Here is a 19,513-nt window from a genome sequence, read left to right on the forward strand (position 1 = left end):
CGGTCTTTCAATAAAAACGGCCCACCGGCGATCAGACCGGCGGGCCGTGCATTTCAAGCGAGTGACGACTACCTGTCCTGACGCAGCGCGAGACGCTCCGCTTCGCTAAGACGTGCCCACAATGCCGGGTCGACCTTTTCTCCCAACCCCACGATCTGGACCGGGTTCGATGCGCTGTAGCTCGTCGTCGCAGGCGACAGCGACAAGCGCAGCGGTGCGACCTTGCCTGCGTCGCTGCCGGTTGCCGCATCGCCGCCCTGCCCCAACGTTCGCACCGTGAAGATCGACGGTTGCGACTGACGTGCCGCGTTACGCTCGCGCTGCACTGCGTCTTGTGCGGCCGTTGCCGCTTGCGACGCCGTCGCGCTGGCGTTGGTCAGTGCCGAGACGTTCACCCCGGCTACAACCGGCAGTCCTGACGACTTGCCCTGCACCTGAATGTTCGCCGCGTTCACCACTTGCAGTGCAGCGAAGTTGACGTTGCCCGACACGCGAATCCCGGCCTCGCCCGCATCGATCGTGCCCAGCGGGGCCAGCAGATCGACGTCGCCCGGCTTCACCTCCGCAATCGGGTTGAGCGTCGCAATACCCGCCCCGGTACTCGGCACGACCGGCGACAGTTTGACGTTGCCCCACTGGTCATATTCACGCTTAGGCGGCGTGTACACGATGGTGGACTTCGAGCCTCGCCCGGCATTGATGTCGCCTTCGGACGACCAACCCAGGATGTCGCCACCGAAGGTCGTCATGATGCGACTCTGGCCGAGCAGAATGCTGCCACGCGAGAACAACTCGATATTGCCGCCCCCTTGTGTGAGCACACCCGACTGAGCGGGCGGCGCCTCGCCTTCGATACCGATGACCTGACGGCCGCCCGGCGTGAGTAACTGAATGTCGCCGCCGAAGTTCGTGCGAATGTAACCGCTGCGCGGCGTGCTTTCGTACTTGCCGGTGCTTTGGTTGAACACCGTTCGCAGACCTCGGAACATGATGATGTCGCCCGAGTAAGTCACCGGATGACCGTCGGCATCGACGCCCGGCGCGAGCGTGGCAATAGCGTTACGGCTGCGCAGGAAGCTTCCGAAGCGCGGGCTTGCCGGATCGTTGTACTCACGCCCGCCCGCTTTCAACTCGGCGAAGTAGACGTTGCGCGCAAAGACACGTTGCTGATCGGGCGTCAGTGCGAAGTAGAACGCACGCGCTTCGTCTGCCGTGCCGGTGAAGCCGAATCGCTCGGCGAGCCATGTCGACAATTCGGTTTCATACGTCTTCACGACCTTGCCCGCCTGATCGGCCAGCGGCACACCGGTTTGTGCCAGATTCGCCGGGTCCAGATAGGGTTTGACGAAACGCAGGTAGTCCAGCCCCTTCGGGCCGACACCCGCCTGCATCGCAATGCTGGCCCCGGGGCGCGTGTCGCTCGGCGTGACCGGACCCAGACTCGTGACCGCAGCACGGTCCTCCATCAGAATGTTGCGTCCGGCGCTTATGTCCAGCGTGCCGGGACCGGCGACGTTAAACGAGCTATACAGAATGTCGCGCCCGGCGGAGACGACCGAGATATCCGACGCATTGCTGTGGACGAAGAGATTGCCCGTTGTGGAGAAGCCGAACTCGCCTCCGCCAATTTTCGAGCCGTCTTCCAGCACCAGATTGCCGCTGCGTACGATGTCGCGCCCTGCCTGCATTCTGACCGGACCGCCTTCGTACCACGTACGCCCGTTCCGGGGATCCTTCTCGAAGAAGTTTCCGGCGCCGGTGAACTTGATGACGCGCCCGGTGCTCACGCCGATGATATCGCCGTCCGCTGCATAGAACTGCGACGTCACCAGATTGGCGTTAGGCTGGCCGGTCGCCGAGTTGGCGCCGAAGGCGAATAGCGGGAACACACCGACTTCCGCCCGATTGCCATCCCCGGCGTAGTTGCGCACGTCCGGCACCAGCGAGGGCGAACCACCGATCGGGAACATCCAAGCCAGGTAAGCCGGTCGCTGCGGCGTGGCAATCGCACTCATCGGCGCGCTGGACGGGCTGACCGAGGTGCCATTTCCATAGATCGAATCGGCCGCAAGGTACTGCAACTGGCTGCCCGTCGGCGACGGTGCGAGCACCATCGGCAAATAATTGTTGTAAAACAGGCTGCCGCTCATTGCCGAGACGCGGAGTATCGACGGATAAACAACGCCCTCGTCGGTGCTCGTCTTGACCGATGTGACGTTGGGGGTGAGATTGCCGCCCGCGGACGTCATGTCGATGGCTGTGTGATTTGTCCACAACGAGAACCAGCTCCAGCCATAGCCGTTGACGCTCGCTTTGCTGACATACGGTGAGTAAAACTCCATCGGCAGCCGCCCCGGGTCCGCGACATCGTGCGTGACCTGATCCGACAACGACGACAGGTTGAATGTCGTATCCCCCGGCACGAGTGTAAATCCGCCTCTTGAATAGGCGAGCGTCGAGTGGAATGCGTCGAAGGCACGTGTTTCGTTGGCGTTGTGAGAGAAAGCATTGCTCCCATAGACAAGATCGATCGCCCCGATTTGCCCGGCCTTGATCTCACTGTGACCTCGCAGATTGGTCAGCACGCCGTTCGAATGATCGATGCCTTGGGTGCTCATCGGATTGACCGCACCGCTCACCCGAAGGTCGAGGTCACCGCCTCCGGTCAGGGTCATGCTGCCGTCCGAGGCCACCCGGCCGGTGCTGCCGATCGCGAGCACAAGCCCTTGCGGACGAACGTTCACGGCGGTGTCGTAGCGGCTACCCACGCGGCGCGTCAACTGCCCCGTATCGCCATCGATCTGAGCCGTGAGATTACCCCCGCCAAGCGTGCCGAACCCGGTAAAGCCGACCAGACGCGTCACGCCATTGCCGTAGCCACTGACGAAGCTGCCGAAGTTGATCCACCACGCGGTAGGTTGCGCCTGCGTGCCGATATTGACATCGGCACTGCCCTGACGCCAGAGCCATGTGGCGGCGTCCGCGCTATCGTAGCCGCCGTCTCCCGGCAGCGGTCTCAGGTTGCTTGCCGGGCTCGGCTGCAACATTGAGCTCGTGAGATTGCCGCCAACACGCAGGAACAGGTTGCCCCCCTGATCGGGGTACCAGGCGCGATAGAGATTGTCATCGCCACCGTTCACAAACCCTTCGTTGTTGCCCGCAGCCTCGCTGAGCACCTTACCGTCCGATCTCGTGCCGCGCGGCTGGTTATACGGGTCTCCGGCTCGTGTGGCACTCGACGACGTACCCGCCGTGTAGACACCGAACAGCGAATCCATTCGCATGTTGCCGCCACTGAGCAGTTCCAGATCGCCGGTGCCCGTGCGCAGTACGCTGAAACGCTGATTGGTCGGCGAATAGGCGTAGCTCATGCCAGGGGTCGCGCACCACGTGGGATTGTCCGCACACATCGTCGGCCAGCCGAGTTCGTCGAGGTTGATCACGTCGCCTACGTGAAAGCTCGGATCGGCAATGCCATCGATCCCCTCCTTCGTCCAGGTGTAGCTGACCTTAATGGAGCAATACTCCGGCGAGTCTTTGCAGAAATCGTCGACCGACTGATCGATCCCAAGACTCTTGAGAAAGTCCGGATCGATTTTTTCGCCCGGGACAATGCCGTCGATGCCCAGTTCGCCAGCGGCGTCAGTCCAGTACGCCGTTCCCTTTGGCGGCACCCCCTTGCCGAACATGCCGTAATGACTGTCGGCAAGACGCAGATCGCCGTGCGCCGGACGCGTTTGCACCACGCGGCTGTCGGCCGCTTGCGTGTCGGCACCCGCCACCAGTCGCAGCGACCACGATTGGGAGCCTTCCGGGAGCATTTGCGCCAGCGCCCATGCCTTACCCTGAACCCCCGCAACCTCGGGGCGCAACGCGATCGATTCGGCATCGCCCGGCAGCTTCACATCCGTGCCCGAGGGCAGGATGGCACCCGTCGAGAGTGCTTTTGCGCCGTTGAGGAACACGAAATTCTTAAGCAGGGTGTCCACCCCCGGGTCGGGCACACCCGGCAGCGGCACGCCCTTCGGCCAGATCATGGCGCTTACGCTGACGGCCGTGTTGAAGACCGATCCCGCGTCGAGACGCGTATTGGCCGCCAGCGTCACCGAGGTCTTCAGCAGCGTCCCAGCCGCATAAAGCACGTTGCCCGAACCATCGCGAACCGCTGCCGCGAGTACTGTGCCTGCAGGCAGCGTCAACGGCTGAGCGAGCGTGATCGTGACCGGCGCGCGGCTGCCCGGCGGCAGGACGAAGCCCTTGATCGGCAGATCGAAGTTCAGGATCGAGCCGACCGGAAAGCCCGTACCGTCGGCCAGCGTGACACCCACACCCGGCACCACGATGTCGTCGCCGCCGAAGTTGATCCCCTTCAACAACTGCCACCCCGTGTCGTCCTTGGTCGGCGGCGGCGGTGAGAAGCCGTCGTTGATGCTGCCGAAGATGTCGAGATTGCCGCCCGCACGCACCGTCAGCATGCCGACTTCACCGGAGCCATAGACGTTCGTCTTGGTGAACAGCGGATTGATGCTTGCGTAGCGATAGCCCGACAGATCGATGTCGCCGCGCATCACGATGTCGCCGTCGGCGGCCTTGCTGACGATCTCCACGCCCGGGCGCAAATGCAATACGTTGAGATAGTTCGCGTTGTTCAATCCCGCGAGTTTTGTGTCGCGCAGATTGGCGTTGAGCAGCGCGTGCTTGATGAAATTGGTGCTGTCAGCGTCTTTCGCATCGAGATACGCCTGATCGACCACCTGATACGGACGTCCACTGGCAGCCAGCTCCAGTATCGGCTTGCCGTTCACATCGAGCATGACATTGCCGTTGGCGTCTCTGACGAGGGCGTAAGGGGCATCGTCATAGCGCTGCACGGCGTTCACCGCGATGGACTTCGCGCCGCGAATCGTCACGCCGCTACGTGTGTCGATGGCGACGTCGCCGTACGTGGCCGCATCGGCATCATCCACGTGGCCCTGACTGCCCAGACGCGGCGCGTTCAGTGTCAGCGTGCCACGCGAAATCCCATCGTTCTGCCACGGCTGCGTACCACTCGCCACGCTCGTACCATGCCGCAGATCGATCTGCGCACCGCTGCCCAACGTCAACGTGCCGTCGCCGGAACTCAGTTCCACGATGGCCCGGTTCGGGCTGTCGATGATCTTGCCGTAGCTGTCCACGCGCAGCAGCGTGCCGTGAGCATCGAGTACGGCGCTATCGGTCAGCGTGAGGCCATGCTTTGCCGCCAGCCGGATCGTGCCCACGGACGCGCCGCTCGCGTCAACCCGCCCGTCAACCGTCAGGCGACCGTTATCGAGCGAGACATTGACTTCGCCTGCCTTCACGTCGTTGCCGATGGTGAGATCACCGCGCTTGAGCTGGAAGCTGCGGCCCCCGAAGGCCTTGCCGTCATTCAATCGCTGGTTCAGCGCGGCAAACTGCGCGTCGGACGAGCCCGCACCGAGCGACTGTGCGCGGATTTCCACGCGGGCCGACTTGTACGGCACCGACGTGCCGCTCGCATCGTACTCGCCAGTGCTTGTGCCGAGAATCTTTCCTTGAAGATCCACCTGCCCTGCGTCATCGGCGAGTGCGATAGCCTTGAGCGTACCGGCGCTGCTGTTCGCGGCCGAGAGGTCGATCGTCGAGCCTCCCGACTGGAAGATGCTGCCGTTGCGGCTTTCCAGCACGACGTCGCCGCCCCACGTGTATTTGTCGACGTCGAAGAAGCTGCGTTTGCGGCCTGCCATATCGATCTGCGCCGTGTCCGTCAGCGTGAGATCCTTGTCGGCAATCAGCGTGAGCTTGCCGCTAGGCAGCATCACCGCGGTGGCAACGCGAACAGTGTCGCCGTGCAGCGTGAGATCTGCGCCAAGCGCGTCGATGTCGCGCGAGTGATCGGCCTTCACCGTCCCTACCGGGACCATCACCGAAATCGCACCACCGGCCGTGATCCGGTTGACGGAGCCTGCGCCGCCGGTCATCAAGGGCGTCGTCAGATTCAGGTTGCCGCCGGTGTAGGCAAACCCACTGTTCGCGTCATAGGCACCCTGCGACTGGTACACCGACAAGCTGCCTTTGTGTTGCGCCGTAATGCGCTCGGCGGCGTTGATGTTGACCGTGCCAAAGCCCAGCGCGAGACGATCGTACGAGGTAATGCTGCTCGGTTGCGCAAACTGTCCGAAACCGAACTCGAAGCGGTCGGTCACGAAATTCAGCGTGCCGCTGCCGGTACCTGCACCGCCTGCGATCACCGTGCCGGGCACGCCCGACGTGCCACTCCAGATCAGATTCGCCGTGTGGATGGTCGCGACGGTGGCCGCATTGCCCAGCCCGTAGATGGCCGGGGTCGTCAACACCAATCGGCTCAACGAGGAGGCGCCGGTCGTCTTGTCGTAGGTGTCGAGCGTGACGTCACCGTAGAAGTTGACGCTGTTGGCCGCGGCCAGCGTCAGCGTCTCCAGCGCCGGAGCGCCGGTCGAAGTGTCACCGCGCAGCAGTCGATCCAGCACCCCCTGATTCATTGCCAGACCGCTCGCCCCGGTGCCATTGGCCTGCACCTGCGCGAGTGCTTGTGTCGTGCCGATATTGATCGCACCCACCGCCAGCGTCAGATTGCGTGTGCCATACCGCACCGCGTCGTCCAACACAAACTTTCCGGTTGTCGATGCGGCGATGGTCCCCTCTGAATAAAGTGTCGTCGTGCCGACGCACCCGGCAGACGGGCAGACGCCGATCTCCATGGCGCCGCGCGCAGACGTATCCGATGCCACGATATTGAGCAGCCCGTTCGACACGGCGAGCAGATACGGCGACGCCCGGTAGTAGAAGCCGTCGGTCGAGTCGTAGGCCACTTTGCCGCGCCCCAGCGTATTGATGCTGGCTCCGGCTTCCACACTAATCAGCCCTGCGGGGAAGACCGGGTTCGTTAGTTCGGACGCGACCAGAAAGACTTCCGGCGCAGAAAGGACTGCACCGCTGCGCAGGTGAATCTCGACCGCATTGTCGTTGCCGAACGAAACGTAGTTGCCTCCTTGACCATAAGTGACGGTCGTCATGCCGCCGATCACCATGCGTGCGGCACCGATATTGTTCAGGCTGTCTGCGCGAAGCGTTACCCCGTCGAATCCCGCCGTCGCCTTCGTCGCGACGATTTCGATGTTCTGCTGCTGACTCGAGTTCGGCACAACCACCGATACCACGCCACCATAGCCGCCTTCGGCGGGCGCAAAGCGGCCTTCGCCGTCGAAGCGAAGCGCATCGATGCCAGCACCGGCCTGCAACGACAGTTGGAACGTTTTGGCATCGGCCGGTAAAGCGGGACGCGGAATACCGCGTCGCTGCGCGTCGGCAACGGCGAACGCAGCGTACCCGGTTTCGTTGTATTGCGAATACGTGCGCAGGACGTTGGCCGGTGTGAGGATGATCTGACTCGCGAGGCTGTCGCGAATGCCGGTCCCTGCGACCGACAATGTGCCCGCCGCAGACCACGAACCGTTGCGCATCGCCGCTGCCGCCGCGCCTGTACTTTGTCCGACGCGACCGTTGATTTCGACACGGAATGCGCCAGGCAGCAGCGCGTACGTTGCGGGCATCAGCGTATACGTGCCCGCAGGAAGTCCTGGCACGCCTGCACCGATGGTGATCTGTCGCCCGATGGCCGGATCGGCGGCACCGCCGGACGACGGCGCATAAGCGCTCTGGTTGCCAGGAACGATCGCATAGACCGGGTTGGTCTTCAGATCCGGCAACGTCAGGCCACCGTTCGGCCCCACTTGCATCAACGGATAGAAGCGGGCATCGGTGGAACCCCCGCGTCCCGACACGAAGCCTGCGCCGGTGAGGTCGCCACCGCCGGTCAAATCCACCACGGCGCCACTGTCGACGCGAATGGACTTCCCGCCCAGCACCAGGTCGCCCCGGGAATCTCCGCCACCGACCCCTTTGAACGTCACGGTCTTGCCGTTGTAGTTCCAGTTCTGACCGTCCGTCGTACCGCCGTACGGCATCGTCAGTCCGACACCGCTCACCGACGTGACGCTGCCCGGCAAGAGATGCACGACGTCCGTGTTCTGACCTTCGTATGTCGCCACCCCCACTTGCAGACGCCCCAACGGCGCACGCACAACGCCGCCCTGTTCGACGTTCGCAGCGAACAACGACAAGGAGCCGAATGCGGAATACGGCACGTCAGGCACCGTGTCCGTAGTGCGTGAAATAATCAGCGTGCGACGCTTGTCGTATGCGTCGGCACCCGAGGTAAATCCTGCCCGAACCGCCGCGCCTGCGCCCGTGTCCGGATACAACTGTGCGGCACGAAGCGTGATGTCGCCCGGACTGTTCAACGATGTGGCGGGTGCCGCGCCGTCCCACCCATCGACGGTCCCCATGAAGCGCAAATCGCCACGGCTGATGAGTTCGATGTTATTGGCGTTGATCGTGTTATTGCCGCGTACGTCAATCAAATTGGCTGTGGCATCGAGCTTAGCGAGCGTCGCGCGCACGGGCTGGGTGGCCGGCCCCGGAATGACATAACCATCCTTTCCGATCGGGCGCTGCGCCGCCAGACGCAGATACGACACGTCGAAGTGCGCCGTCTGCGTCGCCTTCGAACCGGGTGCCGTCGTGATGTTGCCGTAGAACTGCAAATTCTGATTGAGCTTGAGCGACACGTCACCGGCAATGTCGGTCTGTGCGAACAGCGACACATTGTCGAAACCGCCCGCGTCGATCTGTGCCACCGAGAGACGCCCATAGCCATACGCCAAAGCCGTCGCCGCCTGTGCCGGTGTGAGCACCGTGCGCAGCGGGCTGTCGCTATGCAGTTGCTCAAGGATCAGCTCGCGCTGCGCCAGCACGCGTTGCGTCGCGTCCGACTTCTTGTACATGGCAGCGATCTGCGCAACGGACAGCGAGCCGCCCGCCGCAGTGCCGCCGCCCGACGAGGCTTTGAATGCCCCGTCGAGATAGAGACCGCTGTTGGATGCAAGCGAGATGTTGCCGCCATTGGACGCCACGAGTCGAGGCCCCTGCCCGTCCACGGCGATTGTCGCCTGCGTCCCCGACGCATCGAGCCGCGCGCCGTCACGCACGACGATGAAGAGGTCCGTACCCTTTGCCGTGCCTGCGACATGATCGATATCGCCGCCGATGACGATATTGCCGCCGTTGCGCACGATGCCGTACGTTTTGCCATTCGCATCGACGGCGGTGGCGGCACGCGCGGCGACGTCGAGCACCGCACTTTCCCCGATCCAGACCGAGCGGCCGTGACCGATGGCATTCACAATTTCGGCGACCAGCGCATTGTCCTTCATGTCGCTGAAGGTGATGTTGCCGCCCCAGGCGTTCAGCGTACCGTTCACCGTCGTCTGTCCGATGGCGCTCAGCGTGATCGACTGCCCCGGGTCCACGCTGACGACAGCCCCCTTGCCGATCGTCAGTTGCGATGCCGCCATGTCTGCCGCCGACGACGAATAGTTGCCCGTTTGCAGCGCAAGACTCGCGCCCTTGCGCTGAGTCAGCTTCGCCTTCGCGGCGTCGGCCTGATACAGCGGCGGTGTCCAGACGGAGAACGCGTCGCGCAGGTCGCCGGTGGTCAGATCCCGCGTTTCGTCGCTGCGATGATAGACGGGCATGGCGACGTCGACCTTCGCGTCATCGTTCACGGCGACGCCGAGCGCGCCCGTCACACGGTAGTTCGAAAAGCCCTTGTTGAAGAAGTCGCTGCGCAGTGCCAGCGTACCTGCATCCGGTGCCGCCGACGTATCGCCAATCGAGATGTTGCGGGACTGAAGATCGAGCGTGCCGCCGCCACTGAAACCGTAGGCGCGGATCACGGCGTCCGGATCTAGCTTCAGCGATGCTGCGCTGCCCATGGCGGACAGCGTCACGTCGCCGCCGCGACCGCCTTGCAGTTTGCCATCGCTCGCGAGCGTCGCACCGGACGACACGTCGATGAGGCTGCCACGACCCAGCGCGACGTTGCCGCTACCGAGGATGGAAACACTCCCACCGTCGCGATATGGCAGGCCGTCGAAGCCTTCGGGCGCCGTCACCAGGTTGCGCCACAGCCCGCTGGCGTCCAGCTTCACCCCATCGGCAATGGCCACGTTGCCGATCGGTGCGGCCGGATTGACGATCGTACCCACGAGACCGTTCTGGTCCATCTGCGTCAGGAGACTGCCGATCTGGATGCGTCCGCCGTGCGCAGTGACGTTGCCCTTGACCGCAATGTCGTTGCCGTACAGCGTGACCATGCCGCCCGACGCAACCTGAAGATCGCTGCCCAGTTCGATCTTGTCCTTCGCGGCAATGCGAATGGCGCCGAGTCCGAAGCCATTGAGCAGCGAGGTGTCGAGCACCAGCTTGCCCTGACGCTCGGTGGGCAATGCCGTTTTGAGATCCAGCCCGGCGGCAATTCTCGCGTCGGTCTCGCGCAGCTCCACCTGACTCATCACCGCACTCAGATTGTCGTACAGCAGACCGCTCGTCTTGTCGTACATCGGCTGATTCTTGCCGACGATCAACTGACCGCGTCGCGCTGCCGCGTTCTGCGACTGGTTGTACGAATCGAGATTGGCCGCCGGGGCTTGCGTTTGACGCGGGCCCTGGAAGACATCGCCGACGATGCCGCCCTCGATCACGGCCCCCTTCGTCGAGATTACGAGACGGCCTGCGTCACGGCCAACCGTATAGCCGTTCTCGAGACGATCCGGTGCGCCGATGAATGGCGTGGCGTAGTACAGCGTCGCCTTGTCACCCCAGCGCGCGTGAACGTCTTCGAAGCCCTTGTAGACACCCGTGTACTGCAAGTCACCGGGGGCCGAGGAGGCGTCGTACAGGCGTCCGTCGACGCCCTTGAGCCATGTCTGCTTGAGCTTGCCGGTCTGTACGTTGAACGTGCCGCCAGAGAGGTTGATGTTCGAGCCGGACTGCGTGACGACATCGTTGCCCGTGAACGTCAGCGAACCGCCCTGCGCCATCCACTCGCCGACGGTATGGCCCTGCGTGCCGAGATAGCCACCCACTTCGAGCAGGCCACCGGCCGTGTACCAGCGGTCGCTGTCGTAGTCGTTCGTGCCCTTGGCGACGAACACCAGCTTGCGCCGGTCGATCCACACGTCGTTGCTGTTGAGCAGCAGGCTGTCGCGATTGCCCGGTGCGTCGCGCTGCTCGTTACCCTGAACGTTGACCTTGACGTTGTTGCTCTCCATCGACACATCGACGCCGACGGCCCCCGACACGTCGAGCTGCGCGCGGTCGCGCACCAGACTACGCGTCGCTGCGCTGACGACAATCTGACCGCCGGTGGCGAGCGTCAGGGAATCGGGGAGGAAGTCGACCGTGCCATCGCTCGTGATCTCGATGCGCGACTGATCGCGGCGGTCGTTCACCGGCGAAACGTTGTACGTGCTCTCGACGGGCGGTCCGAGCAGCGCACTGCGCTGACCGTCCAGTGCGCTGCCGGTGCCTTCGATGACGATGGCGCTCGTCGCACCCTGGCCCAACGACACCTTGGCATCGTTGCCGACCGCCACGAGGTGCAGGGTGCCGCGCGTGTTGACCGTAGTGGTCGCGATGGCCACGCCATTCTGCTGGACGTCGCGACCGACGAGGGACACATCGCCCTCCCGCGCCATGATCAGTCCGGTGTTGCGCACCAGACCTGCGAGGCTGTTGGCGGCAAACTGCGGCGTGACGACATTCCCACGCGTGGTAGACGTTGGATCGCTGTCGGTGCCAACGCCACGCTTGATGATGAAACTGTCGCCTGCCGCGAGCGTGGTTTGCCCACGGACAGTGGCGATGTTGCCTGCATTCTGGACTTCCTTGCCGAGCAACAGCACGTAGCCACCGCCGTCCGTCGATGCGGTCGGTGCACGCGTGGCGATCTGCGCGCCCGCCCGGACTTCGACCTTGCCCTCCGCGCCGGTAAACGTAGGCGTGCTGGCACCCGCGCCATAAATACCGTTGTTCCGGAACTGATCGTTCGTGATGCTGGCCGCCGCCGCGACGAGGTTACGCGTATCGACCTGGCTGGTGCCGGTGAACAGAATGCCGTTGCGGTTGGCGATCAGCACCGTGCCGTCGCCCTTGATCTGTCCCTGAATCACACTCGGACGCGCCTGCGGATCGTTCACCCGATTGAGCACCGCCCAGTCGCGCTGCTGATCGAACGCCACTGTCGTGTTCTTGCCGACGTTGAACGTCTCCCAGTTCAGGATGGCCTTGTCTGCCGTTTGCTTGATGTTGACGGTCGTCTTGCCGTCCGCCACTGTCGGCGTGGGGGCGTTGGCGTTGATCCAACCCTGCGTCAGGCTGTTGGTATCGACCTTCAGGCCGCCCGTGGTCAGGCCGTCCGGGATCGATGCGTCACTCTGCGCCGCCTGACGTGCCGCCGCCTGCATCGACTGCTGTGCGGCCAGCGCCTGCGCGGTGATGCCGAGGTTATCGATAGAGCGTTGCAACTGGATGTTGGCCAGACGCTGCTGCTCGGAGGGTGAATTCAGCGACGTGACCGGCATGCCGTTCGGCAACCGGCCGGTCTGCGCGGCGGTGTTCTGCGCTGCGCCACGGGCAGCGAACCATGCGGAGCTGAATGCTTGCTGGGCGTGGGCGTCGACGAACAGCCCGCCGGTGGCCACCGCAATCGCCACCGCGCGTGCTATTGGCGCCGCACGAAATATCCGATGCATTTGATTAGGATGCCGTAATTTTTGTGCTACGCCCGTGTGCCCGCGTGTGTTCATCTCAAACCCTGCTGATAGATGGTTCCATACCCGTTCGACCGCCCACCCCGTACCGGACAGTCCTGTTCACCGGGTTGCTTGCGGCGTTGGCGGCTAACCGCACACTCACATCGCAACCCTATGCCCAAGGACGAACGAAGAACCCACCCACCCGCAGACTATTTTTCGATTATTTTTTTGACGCTCAGGAAAGGAGGATCAGCCCGCCCGGCAACGTGCGGGCGTTGAGATCGAACGTTCGCTGCAACTGCGCGACGGCCATGTCGAGCAGGGGAATCTCGAAGCTGCCGCTGACCGGCTGATGTCCCATCGCGGCATTCATCAGCACAACGCGCCCGCGCCGATAGCGATTGATCTCCTCGATCACCTGATTGAGCGGCGTCTGGCGGAACACCAGCATGCCTTGTCGCCATGCAGAGACATCGGCGACAGCCACGCGTCGCACGCGACCGACCGACGCGTCGTCGTACACGGTTTGCTCACCGGCCCGCAACGCTACACGGCCGCTCGGGTGCTCGACGCTCACCGCTCCGTCGATACAGGTCACGCAAGTGCTGCCGTCCATCCGGCGCACTTCGAGGCGTCCAACGCTGGCCAGACTGCGTCCCGCGCCGGAGACCACGACGAACGGATTGCGGCTTGCCGTCACATCCACGGCCGCCTCCCCGGACAGCAGACGAATGCCGACGGTTGCGCCGCCCGAGGTTTCCCGACGGATGCTGGTCTCGGTGTTAAGCGTCACGCTGACCGTCGAGGCCACTTGAATCGCCCGCTGCTCGCCCGTTGCCGTACGGAAATCTGCGCCCCACTCCGACGGCGCAGGCCAAAGCCCCGCTGGGGGATGGAAGATGGCGATCCCCGCGACCCCGGCGGCACTCACTGCCGCACCGAGGAACGCCCGACGTCCAACGGTAGGTTTGGGGCCTTGCAGTGCACGAATGTGTTCTCGCGACGCTTCCGGGTTGCTGTGCAGAACAGCCCCGGCCGCTGGCCGGACCGCCGCCCACTCGCGCTTCGCGTCGCTGAACGCGGCGTGATGTGCCGGGCTTGTGCGCAGCCAGCGCTTGAAGGCGTCGGCGTCCCATGACGTGACGTCGCCCGAGCTGAGTCGACGCAACCATGTCCACGCCTGACGCTGGAGTTCGTCGGGCGTGGGCGGGCGCAGGTCGTCGCGGGCGGTCATGCCGTCGCTCTCAGGCGGCAGACGTCCGTGATGGACGGCAGGAGGTGACAAATTTCAGGCTCATGAGGAAGGACGAACGTGCCCCCCATGCAACCGCAGATTATTTTCATCATCGGTCTTTCCGGGCGATCAGATGATCGTGCGCCCGCTTGAGATCGGACTCGACGGTGCGTAGCGAAACGCCAAGCCGTCGGGCCACTTCCTTCTGTTCCAGCCCGTCCCAGTGGACCATGAGCACGACCTGACGCCGTCGCTTGGGCATGCGGTCGATGATCTGCCGCATGGCCTCCATGCGAGAGCGCCCTTCCGCGACCTGTTCCGGGCCCGGCGCGGGATCGGCCATGTCCATGAGTTCCGCGACCTCGTCGAACGGCAACGAGCGTCCCTGACGCCGCTGAATGTCCACGGCAATATTGACGGCCATGCGCAGAAGGTAGCCCGCCGGGCTGTGGATCGGTTCCTCTTCCTCGCGGCTTTGCACGCGCAGCCAGGTGTCCTGCAAGGCATCACCGGCGAGATCACCGTTGCCGAGCAGACGTGTCATGCGCGACTTGAGCGTCGTGTAGTGCTTAGTCAGGTAGTCGACCAGCACCATCGGCGTGGGGGATGACGGGGGCGTCGGCGGAAGGTCGTCGTTCATGAACCGGCCCTGGTGCCCGCCTCGCCTTGCGCGCCACTGCTGCACGGAAGACCGAACTGCGCGTCGTTCGGGAAGAGCAGCATCGTGACGGGTTGCGGCATGTCGCGTGGCGGTGCGGCGTCCATACGGACATCGCGCAGCGTTTCGAGCAGGACGGTATCGCGGCGGCTGTCGCCGGTCGAACCGATCAGACGCGGTCGCTCGACGCGGCCCGTCGCATCCAGCTCGAAACGAAGCACGGCGCGGTAGCGGCCCGGCACGGTCAGCGCGTTAGCGCACAGCGCTTGCCAGACACGCGCCTGCACCAGACCGGGATAGCCCGTGCGGCTGCCCAGTCCACTGGTCGACGGTGCGGCGTTAGCGTCGCTTGCCGCTTTGAGGATGAACGCGCTGCTTTGCCCCATATTGAATTTTTCGGCGCTCAGGCCCGTCCCTTCCAGCATCAGATGCAAGGCGGCCTCGGGCGAATACCGGCCGTGTATGGCCGTAGAGGTTTGTCCTTTGAGGATTTCGCTGCGATAGAGCGCAGGCTGACGGGCGATGGCGCCGTAGCGCTGCAACGCGTCGTTCAGGGGCTGAGCGGGAATGTCGAAGTCGAAGCGCACCTCGCCCGCCGGGGATGGCGTCGCCATCGTGGTTGGGGTGGGCTGCTGTGCCTGCGCTGCGCTCGTCACCGTCAGAAAACCCAGACCGAACGAGCACCCCATCAGCGCAAGTCCACCGAACGATGCCGGGATGCCTGTCATTGTCTATCGCGCGATCGTCCGTACTCCGTGGGATCGAGTTGGCTCAACCCCACAGCAAATACGGCTCAGCGTACCGGCGGATCGTGAAATTTCCATGACAAGTCATGGATCGCATGGCAGCCCTGGGTGATGGTGTTCGGCGCGGGGCTCTGTCTGCGCACCGCCATCCCCGTTGTGTGCATGGGCGTGCTCTCGCCGCTCGGACACGCGCTCGACCGCAGGCTTGGCCTTAAGCGTTCGATGCTCGTGGCGCTTGCCATCCTGACGGTTGGACTGGTGCTGCGGCTTCGCGCAGACGCCTATGCCGTGTTGCTCGTCACTGCGGCGCTCGTCGGTATTGGCGACGCCATCATTCGCCCGATACTCAGCGGCTTCATCAAGGACACGTTTCCCGACAAGACATTTGCCGCTCCAGACAAAGAATTTCTTTCAGACTGGCGCAGATAAACTGATTTGCGACGTCGGTCGGAACGCGTCAGACTTCGCCTCTTCGCCATGTTCAAAAGGACGCCAACGATGTTTGGCCTGATCACCAACCGCAACGTGCTGCGGTTGTCCTTCGCGCAAGCCCTCGCCGGTGCCAACTCGACGGTCGTCTACGCGACGGCAGCGATCATCGGCCACATGCTCTCACCCGATCCGGCGCTGGCGACGCTGCCGATCTCGGTCTTTGTCCTGGGCATGGCCATCTCGACGCTCCCCGTCGGTTCCATCACGAAACGCTACGGACGTGTCGCAGCGTTCATCGCGGGCAATGCCTGCGGCGTGGCGATGGGTCTTTTGGCGGCCGTCGCGCTTATCCTCCATTCGTTCGCGCTCTTCACGTTTGCCATGATTTTCGGCGGCGCGTATGCGGCCGTCGTGCTGACGTTCCGATTCGCGGCGGCGGAGTGCGTGGCCGCCGAGGAACGGCCGAAGGCGCTCTCGACGGTGCTGGCGGGCGGTGTGGCCGCAGGCGTGCTCGGCCCGCAACTCGTGACCGGCACGATGAACGCCTGGCCGCCGCACGCTTACGCCGTGACGTATCTGACGGCGGCCGTCGTCGTGCTGGCAGGCGGCAAGTTCGACATGCCTCGCAAGCCTGTTCAGCCTGGGGCGTCGCAAACCTCGCAGGAGGGCCGTCCCGTCGCTGTTTTCCTGCGCGACCCGAGATTGCTCGTCGCTATGCTCTGCGGCGTCGTCACGTACATGCTGATGAATTTCATGATGACGTCCGCGCCGCTCGCAATGGAGCTGTGCGGCATTCCGCGCGAGCATGCAAACTTCGGCATCGAACTGCACGTGATCGCGATGTACGCGCCCAGCTTCTTCACCGGACGCCTGATCACCCGCTTTGGCGCGCATCGCATCGTGCTGCTGGGGCTGGTGCTGACGGCGTGTGCGGCATTCGCTGGCATGGCCGGGCTCACGGTCGGGCACTTCTGGGTCGCGCTCGTGCTGCTCGGGTTGGGCTGGAATTTCGGATTCCTCGGTGCCTCCGCGATGGTGCTGACGTGTCATTCCCCCGAGGAAGGTCCGCGCGTGCAGTCGGTGAACGACTTCGTCGTCTTCGGCGCGATGGTCATCGGTTCGTTCGCCTCGGGCAGTCTGCTCACGTCGCTGGGCTGGACGGCTGTGGCCGGTCTTATGCTGCCGCCGCTGGCCATCGGTATGATCGGCGTCGTCTGGCTTCAATGGAACCGCTCGCGAAAGCAGCAGGCTGCCTGACCATGCGTGTGAATGCCGATTTCTCGCAACGTGCCGTTGTCACACCCCAGCAGTACGTGTGGGTGCCGTCACCGCAGGCCGGGGTCGAGCGTGTGATGCTCGACCGCATCGGCACGGAAAAAGCGCGTGCGACAAGCATCGTTCGTTATGACGCGGCGTCCGACTTTCCGGCGCATAGTCATCCGGGCGGCGAGGAGATTCTCGTCCTCTCCGGCACGTTCTCTGCCGACGGACACGATTATCCGGCCGGATGGTATCTGCGAAATCCGCCCGGCTCGTCGCATCGACCGTCGAGCCGAGACGGTGCGACGATCTTCGTCAAACTCATGCAGATGTCCGCTTCGCAAGACGCGGTCGTACGTGTCGATACGCGTGACGCAGGCAACTGGCAGACACACGCAGGACGAGGCGTCTGCCCGCTGTTCAGCGATGAGCACGAGCGCGTAGAGCTGATTCGTCTCCCGGCTAACGCGCCGTTTGCGGCCACCCGCCCCTCAATTCAGGCATGCATCGTCGAACTGTTCGTCCTCGATGGAACGCTGCGACTCGACAGCGACGTCCTTACAACGGGAAGTTGGGTCCGCCTGCCTCCGAACGATGGCGCGACATTGAGTGCCGGTGACGAAGGCGTCGCCGTCTACTGCAAGGCCTACGTGCCGGGGCCGATTCCGTCAGGGAAGTGATCGCGACGAAGGGGGACACGCCACCGGATCACGTGCGCCGGGCGAGCACTTCGTCTCGCGGGCCGGCGTCGACGACACGACCGCTTTCCATGACCACGATAGTGTCGAATCGGCTCAGCAGACTCGGCCGATGCACGGACGCCACGATGCACGCCGTCGGAAACGCGTCGTACATGCGGTCGAACACGCGCCCTTCGGCCAACGGGTCGAGCGCACTCGTCGGCTCGTCCAGCAGCAACAGCGAGCTGCCCTGCGCCGCCAACGCACCGCGTGACAGCGCAAGCCTTTGGCGTTGACCACCGGAGAGATTGCTGCCCCGCTCGTTCAGCGTGCTCGACAGGCCGTCCGGGAGATGTTGCAGCACGTCGTCGAACACGCCTGCATGCACAGCCGTGTGGAGCGCTTTCGCGTCGGCGGGTTCACCGAACGTCAGGTTCTCTTCGACGCTGGCTTCGAACACTTCGGCTTCCTGGGGAATCAGCGTCGCCAATGTGCGCAGGTCCGACCAATCGGTGACGTTGCCGTCGCGCAGCAGTTCGCCATGTTGCGGAAGGTACAGACCGGCAAGCGTTCGCAGCAATGTGCTTTTGCCACCACCACTCGGCCCGATGAGCGCCACGCGCGACCCGCGTCGAAGCGTGAGGTCGACGCCACGCAACCCACCGCGCGCATCGTCGGCATAGGTCCACGAGACATTGCGCAACGTCAGCGTTTGCCAAGGCGCGTCGGCAATGACCGCCGGGACGACGGCATCCGGATCGCTCGGGGCGTCCCAGATCGGCTCGGCGCTGCCGTAGTCCGTGTGCATGCGCGCGAAGCTCTGGAAGTTCGACGCCATCGCACCGACCACCGTCGCCGCCTGTTGCGCGTACTGGTAGATCATGAACACTGTACCGAGCATCACAGCCTGTCCCGGTTCGCGCGACTGCAACACGTAGACCACGACGAGAATCCAGGTCAGCCCCATACCCAGGATGTCGACGGCGAACCACTTGCCTTCGTTGACCGTCACCGTGCGGCGCAGCGGCACCATCACGGCGTCCATCCGATGTCCGAGCAGCTTGCGCGATGCCGCCTGCAAGCGCAGACCGATCACCGTGCCCGCGTTACCGACGAAATCGAGCAGCGCCGCAGCATAGCGACGCTCGGCATCGTTCTCGGCACGCGCGAGCTGCATCAGCACACGGTCGAATCGAAGGATGATGATGGCGATGACGACATACCCGGTCACGGCGATCACGCCGCTGGTGCGCGACAACAACGCCAGTGCGACCAGCGGGCCGACGAAATTGAATACGCTTTGCAGATAACCGAACTGGTTCTGCGCGAAGTCCGACAATGCGCGACTGGACTGCACGACGCGGTGCTGCAACTCGCCCGAATGACGTCCGTCTCGCCATGCCAGCGGCGCGGCCGCAATGCGTGCATACAACTGATCGGCCAGACGCAAGCGCACCCGAACGCCGACGTTGCGCTCAAGAATTCGCCCCGGGCCATGCAGTAACCATGACAGGAGATAGATGCCGACGAGGAAGACGATCCAGCGTCCCGCGACCGTCATATCGCCCTGCTGAAGCGCATTGATGGCCTGTGCGGCGAGCCACGGCATGGTCAGCCGAAGCAACTGCGCCGCCGAGAGCAACCCCGCTGCGCCCAGCAGATGCGTGCGGACGCCTTGCGCATGTCGCCACAACGCGCGATACAGATCACGGGCGGCACTGCCGAGCCCGATGGCGGGTTTGCGCTGGGAAGCCTCTGGCGCCGTCATGCGTTCTTCGCTCCATAATGCTGGTGTGACCGGTCAA

Annotated in this window: 8 protein-coding genes; 3 read left to right on the forward strand and 5 right to left on the reverse strand. The window is 63.9% G+C overall.

Features of this window, described 5'->3' with window-relative positions; all coding sequences use genetic code 11:
- Nucleotides 1-68 precede the first annotated feature (68 nt).
- The 4 genes from ACIQWO_RS05230 to ACIQWO_RS05245 form a co-directional block, all read right to left on the reverse strand.
- Complete coding sequence (locus tag ACIQWO_RS05230; RefSeq protein ID WP_402820090.1) at nt 69-12,695, reverse strand: filamentous haemagglutinin family protein; 12,627 nt, start codon at nt 12,693-12,695, stop codon at nt 69-71.
- Between the two features lie 238 nt (nt 12,696-12,933).
- On the reverse strand, nt 12,934-13,983 hold the full coding sequence (locus ACIQWO_RS05235) for a FecR family protein (protein ID WP_402820093.1): 1,050 nt from the start codon (nt 13,981-13,983) through the stop codon (nt 12,934-12,936).
- Between the two features lie 58 nt (nt 13,984-14,041).
- A complete protein-coding gene (locus ACIQWO_RS05240; RefSeq protein WP_402820096.1) occupies nt 14,042-14,572 on the reverse strand; it encodes an RNA polymerase sigma factor in 531 nt (176 codons plus the stop codon).
- On the reverse strand, nt 14,569-15,318 hold the full coding sequence (locus tag ACIQWO_RS05245) for a TonB family protein (RefSeq protein WP_402820099.1): 750 nt from the start codon (nt 15,316-15,318) through the stop codon (nt 14,569-14,571). The genes ACIQWO_RS05240 and ACIQWO_RS05245 overlap by 4 nt, the downstream gene beginning before the upstream one ends.
- A gap of 126 nt (nt 15,319-15,444) precedes the next feature.
- Here ACIQWO_RS05245 and ACIQWO_RS05250 point away from each other — a divergent pair, with 126 nt between their 5' ends.
- The 3 genes from ACIQWO_RS05250 to ACIQWO_RS05260 all read left to right on the forward strand — a co-directional run bounded on the left by ACIQWO_RS05250 (nt 15,445) and on the right by ACIQWO_RS05260 (nt 17,708).
- Complete coding sequence (locus ACIQWO_RS05250) at nt 15,445-15,765, forward strand: hypothetical protein (protein ID WP_402820102.1); 321 nt, start codon at nt 15,445-15,447, stop codon at nt 15,763-15,765.
- Nucleotides 15,766-15,834: 69 nt separating this feature from the next.
- Nucleotides 15,835-17,025 (forward strand): MFS transporter, encoded by a 1,191-nt coding sequence (locus ACIQWO_RS05255; RefSeq protein ID WP_402820105.1) that lies wholly within the window; start codon nt 15,835-15,837, stop codon nt 17,023-17,025.
- Nucleotides 16,992-17,708, forward strand: coding sequence for a cupin domain-containing protein (locus tag ACIQWO_RS05260; protein ID WP_402820108.1), 717 nt, complete (start codon nt 16,992-16,994; stop codon nt 17,706-17,708). Before ACIQWO_RS05255 ends, ACIQWO_RS05260 begins: the two co-directional genes overlap by 34 nt.
- Nucleotides 17,709-17,736: 28 nt before the next feature.
- Here ACIQWO_RS05260 and ACIQWO_RS05265 read toward each other — a convergent pair whose 3' ends face one another.
- Entirely contained in the window at nt 17,737-19,476 is a 1,740-nt protein-coding gene (locus ACIQWO_RS05265) for an ABC transporter ATP-binding protein (protein WP_402820111.1), read from the reverse strand.
- Between the last annotated feature and the right edge of the window lie 37 nt (nt 19,477-19,513).

The organism is Pandoraea sp. NPDC090278, from assembly GCF_044772185.1.
Lineage (GTDB): Bacteria > Pseudomonadota > Gammaproteobacteria > Burkholderiales > Burkholderiaceae > Pandoraea.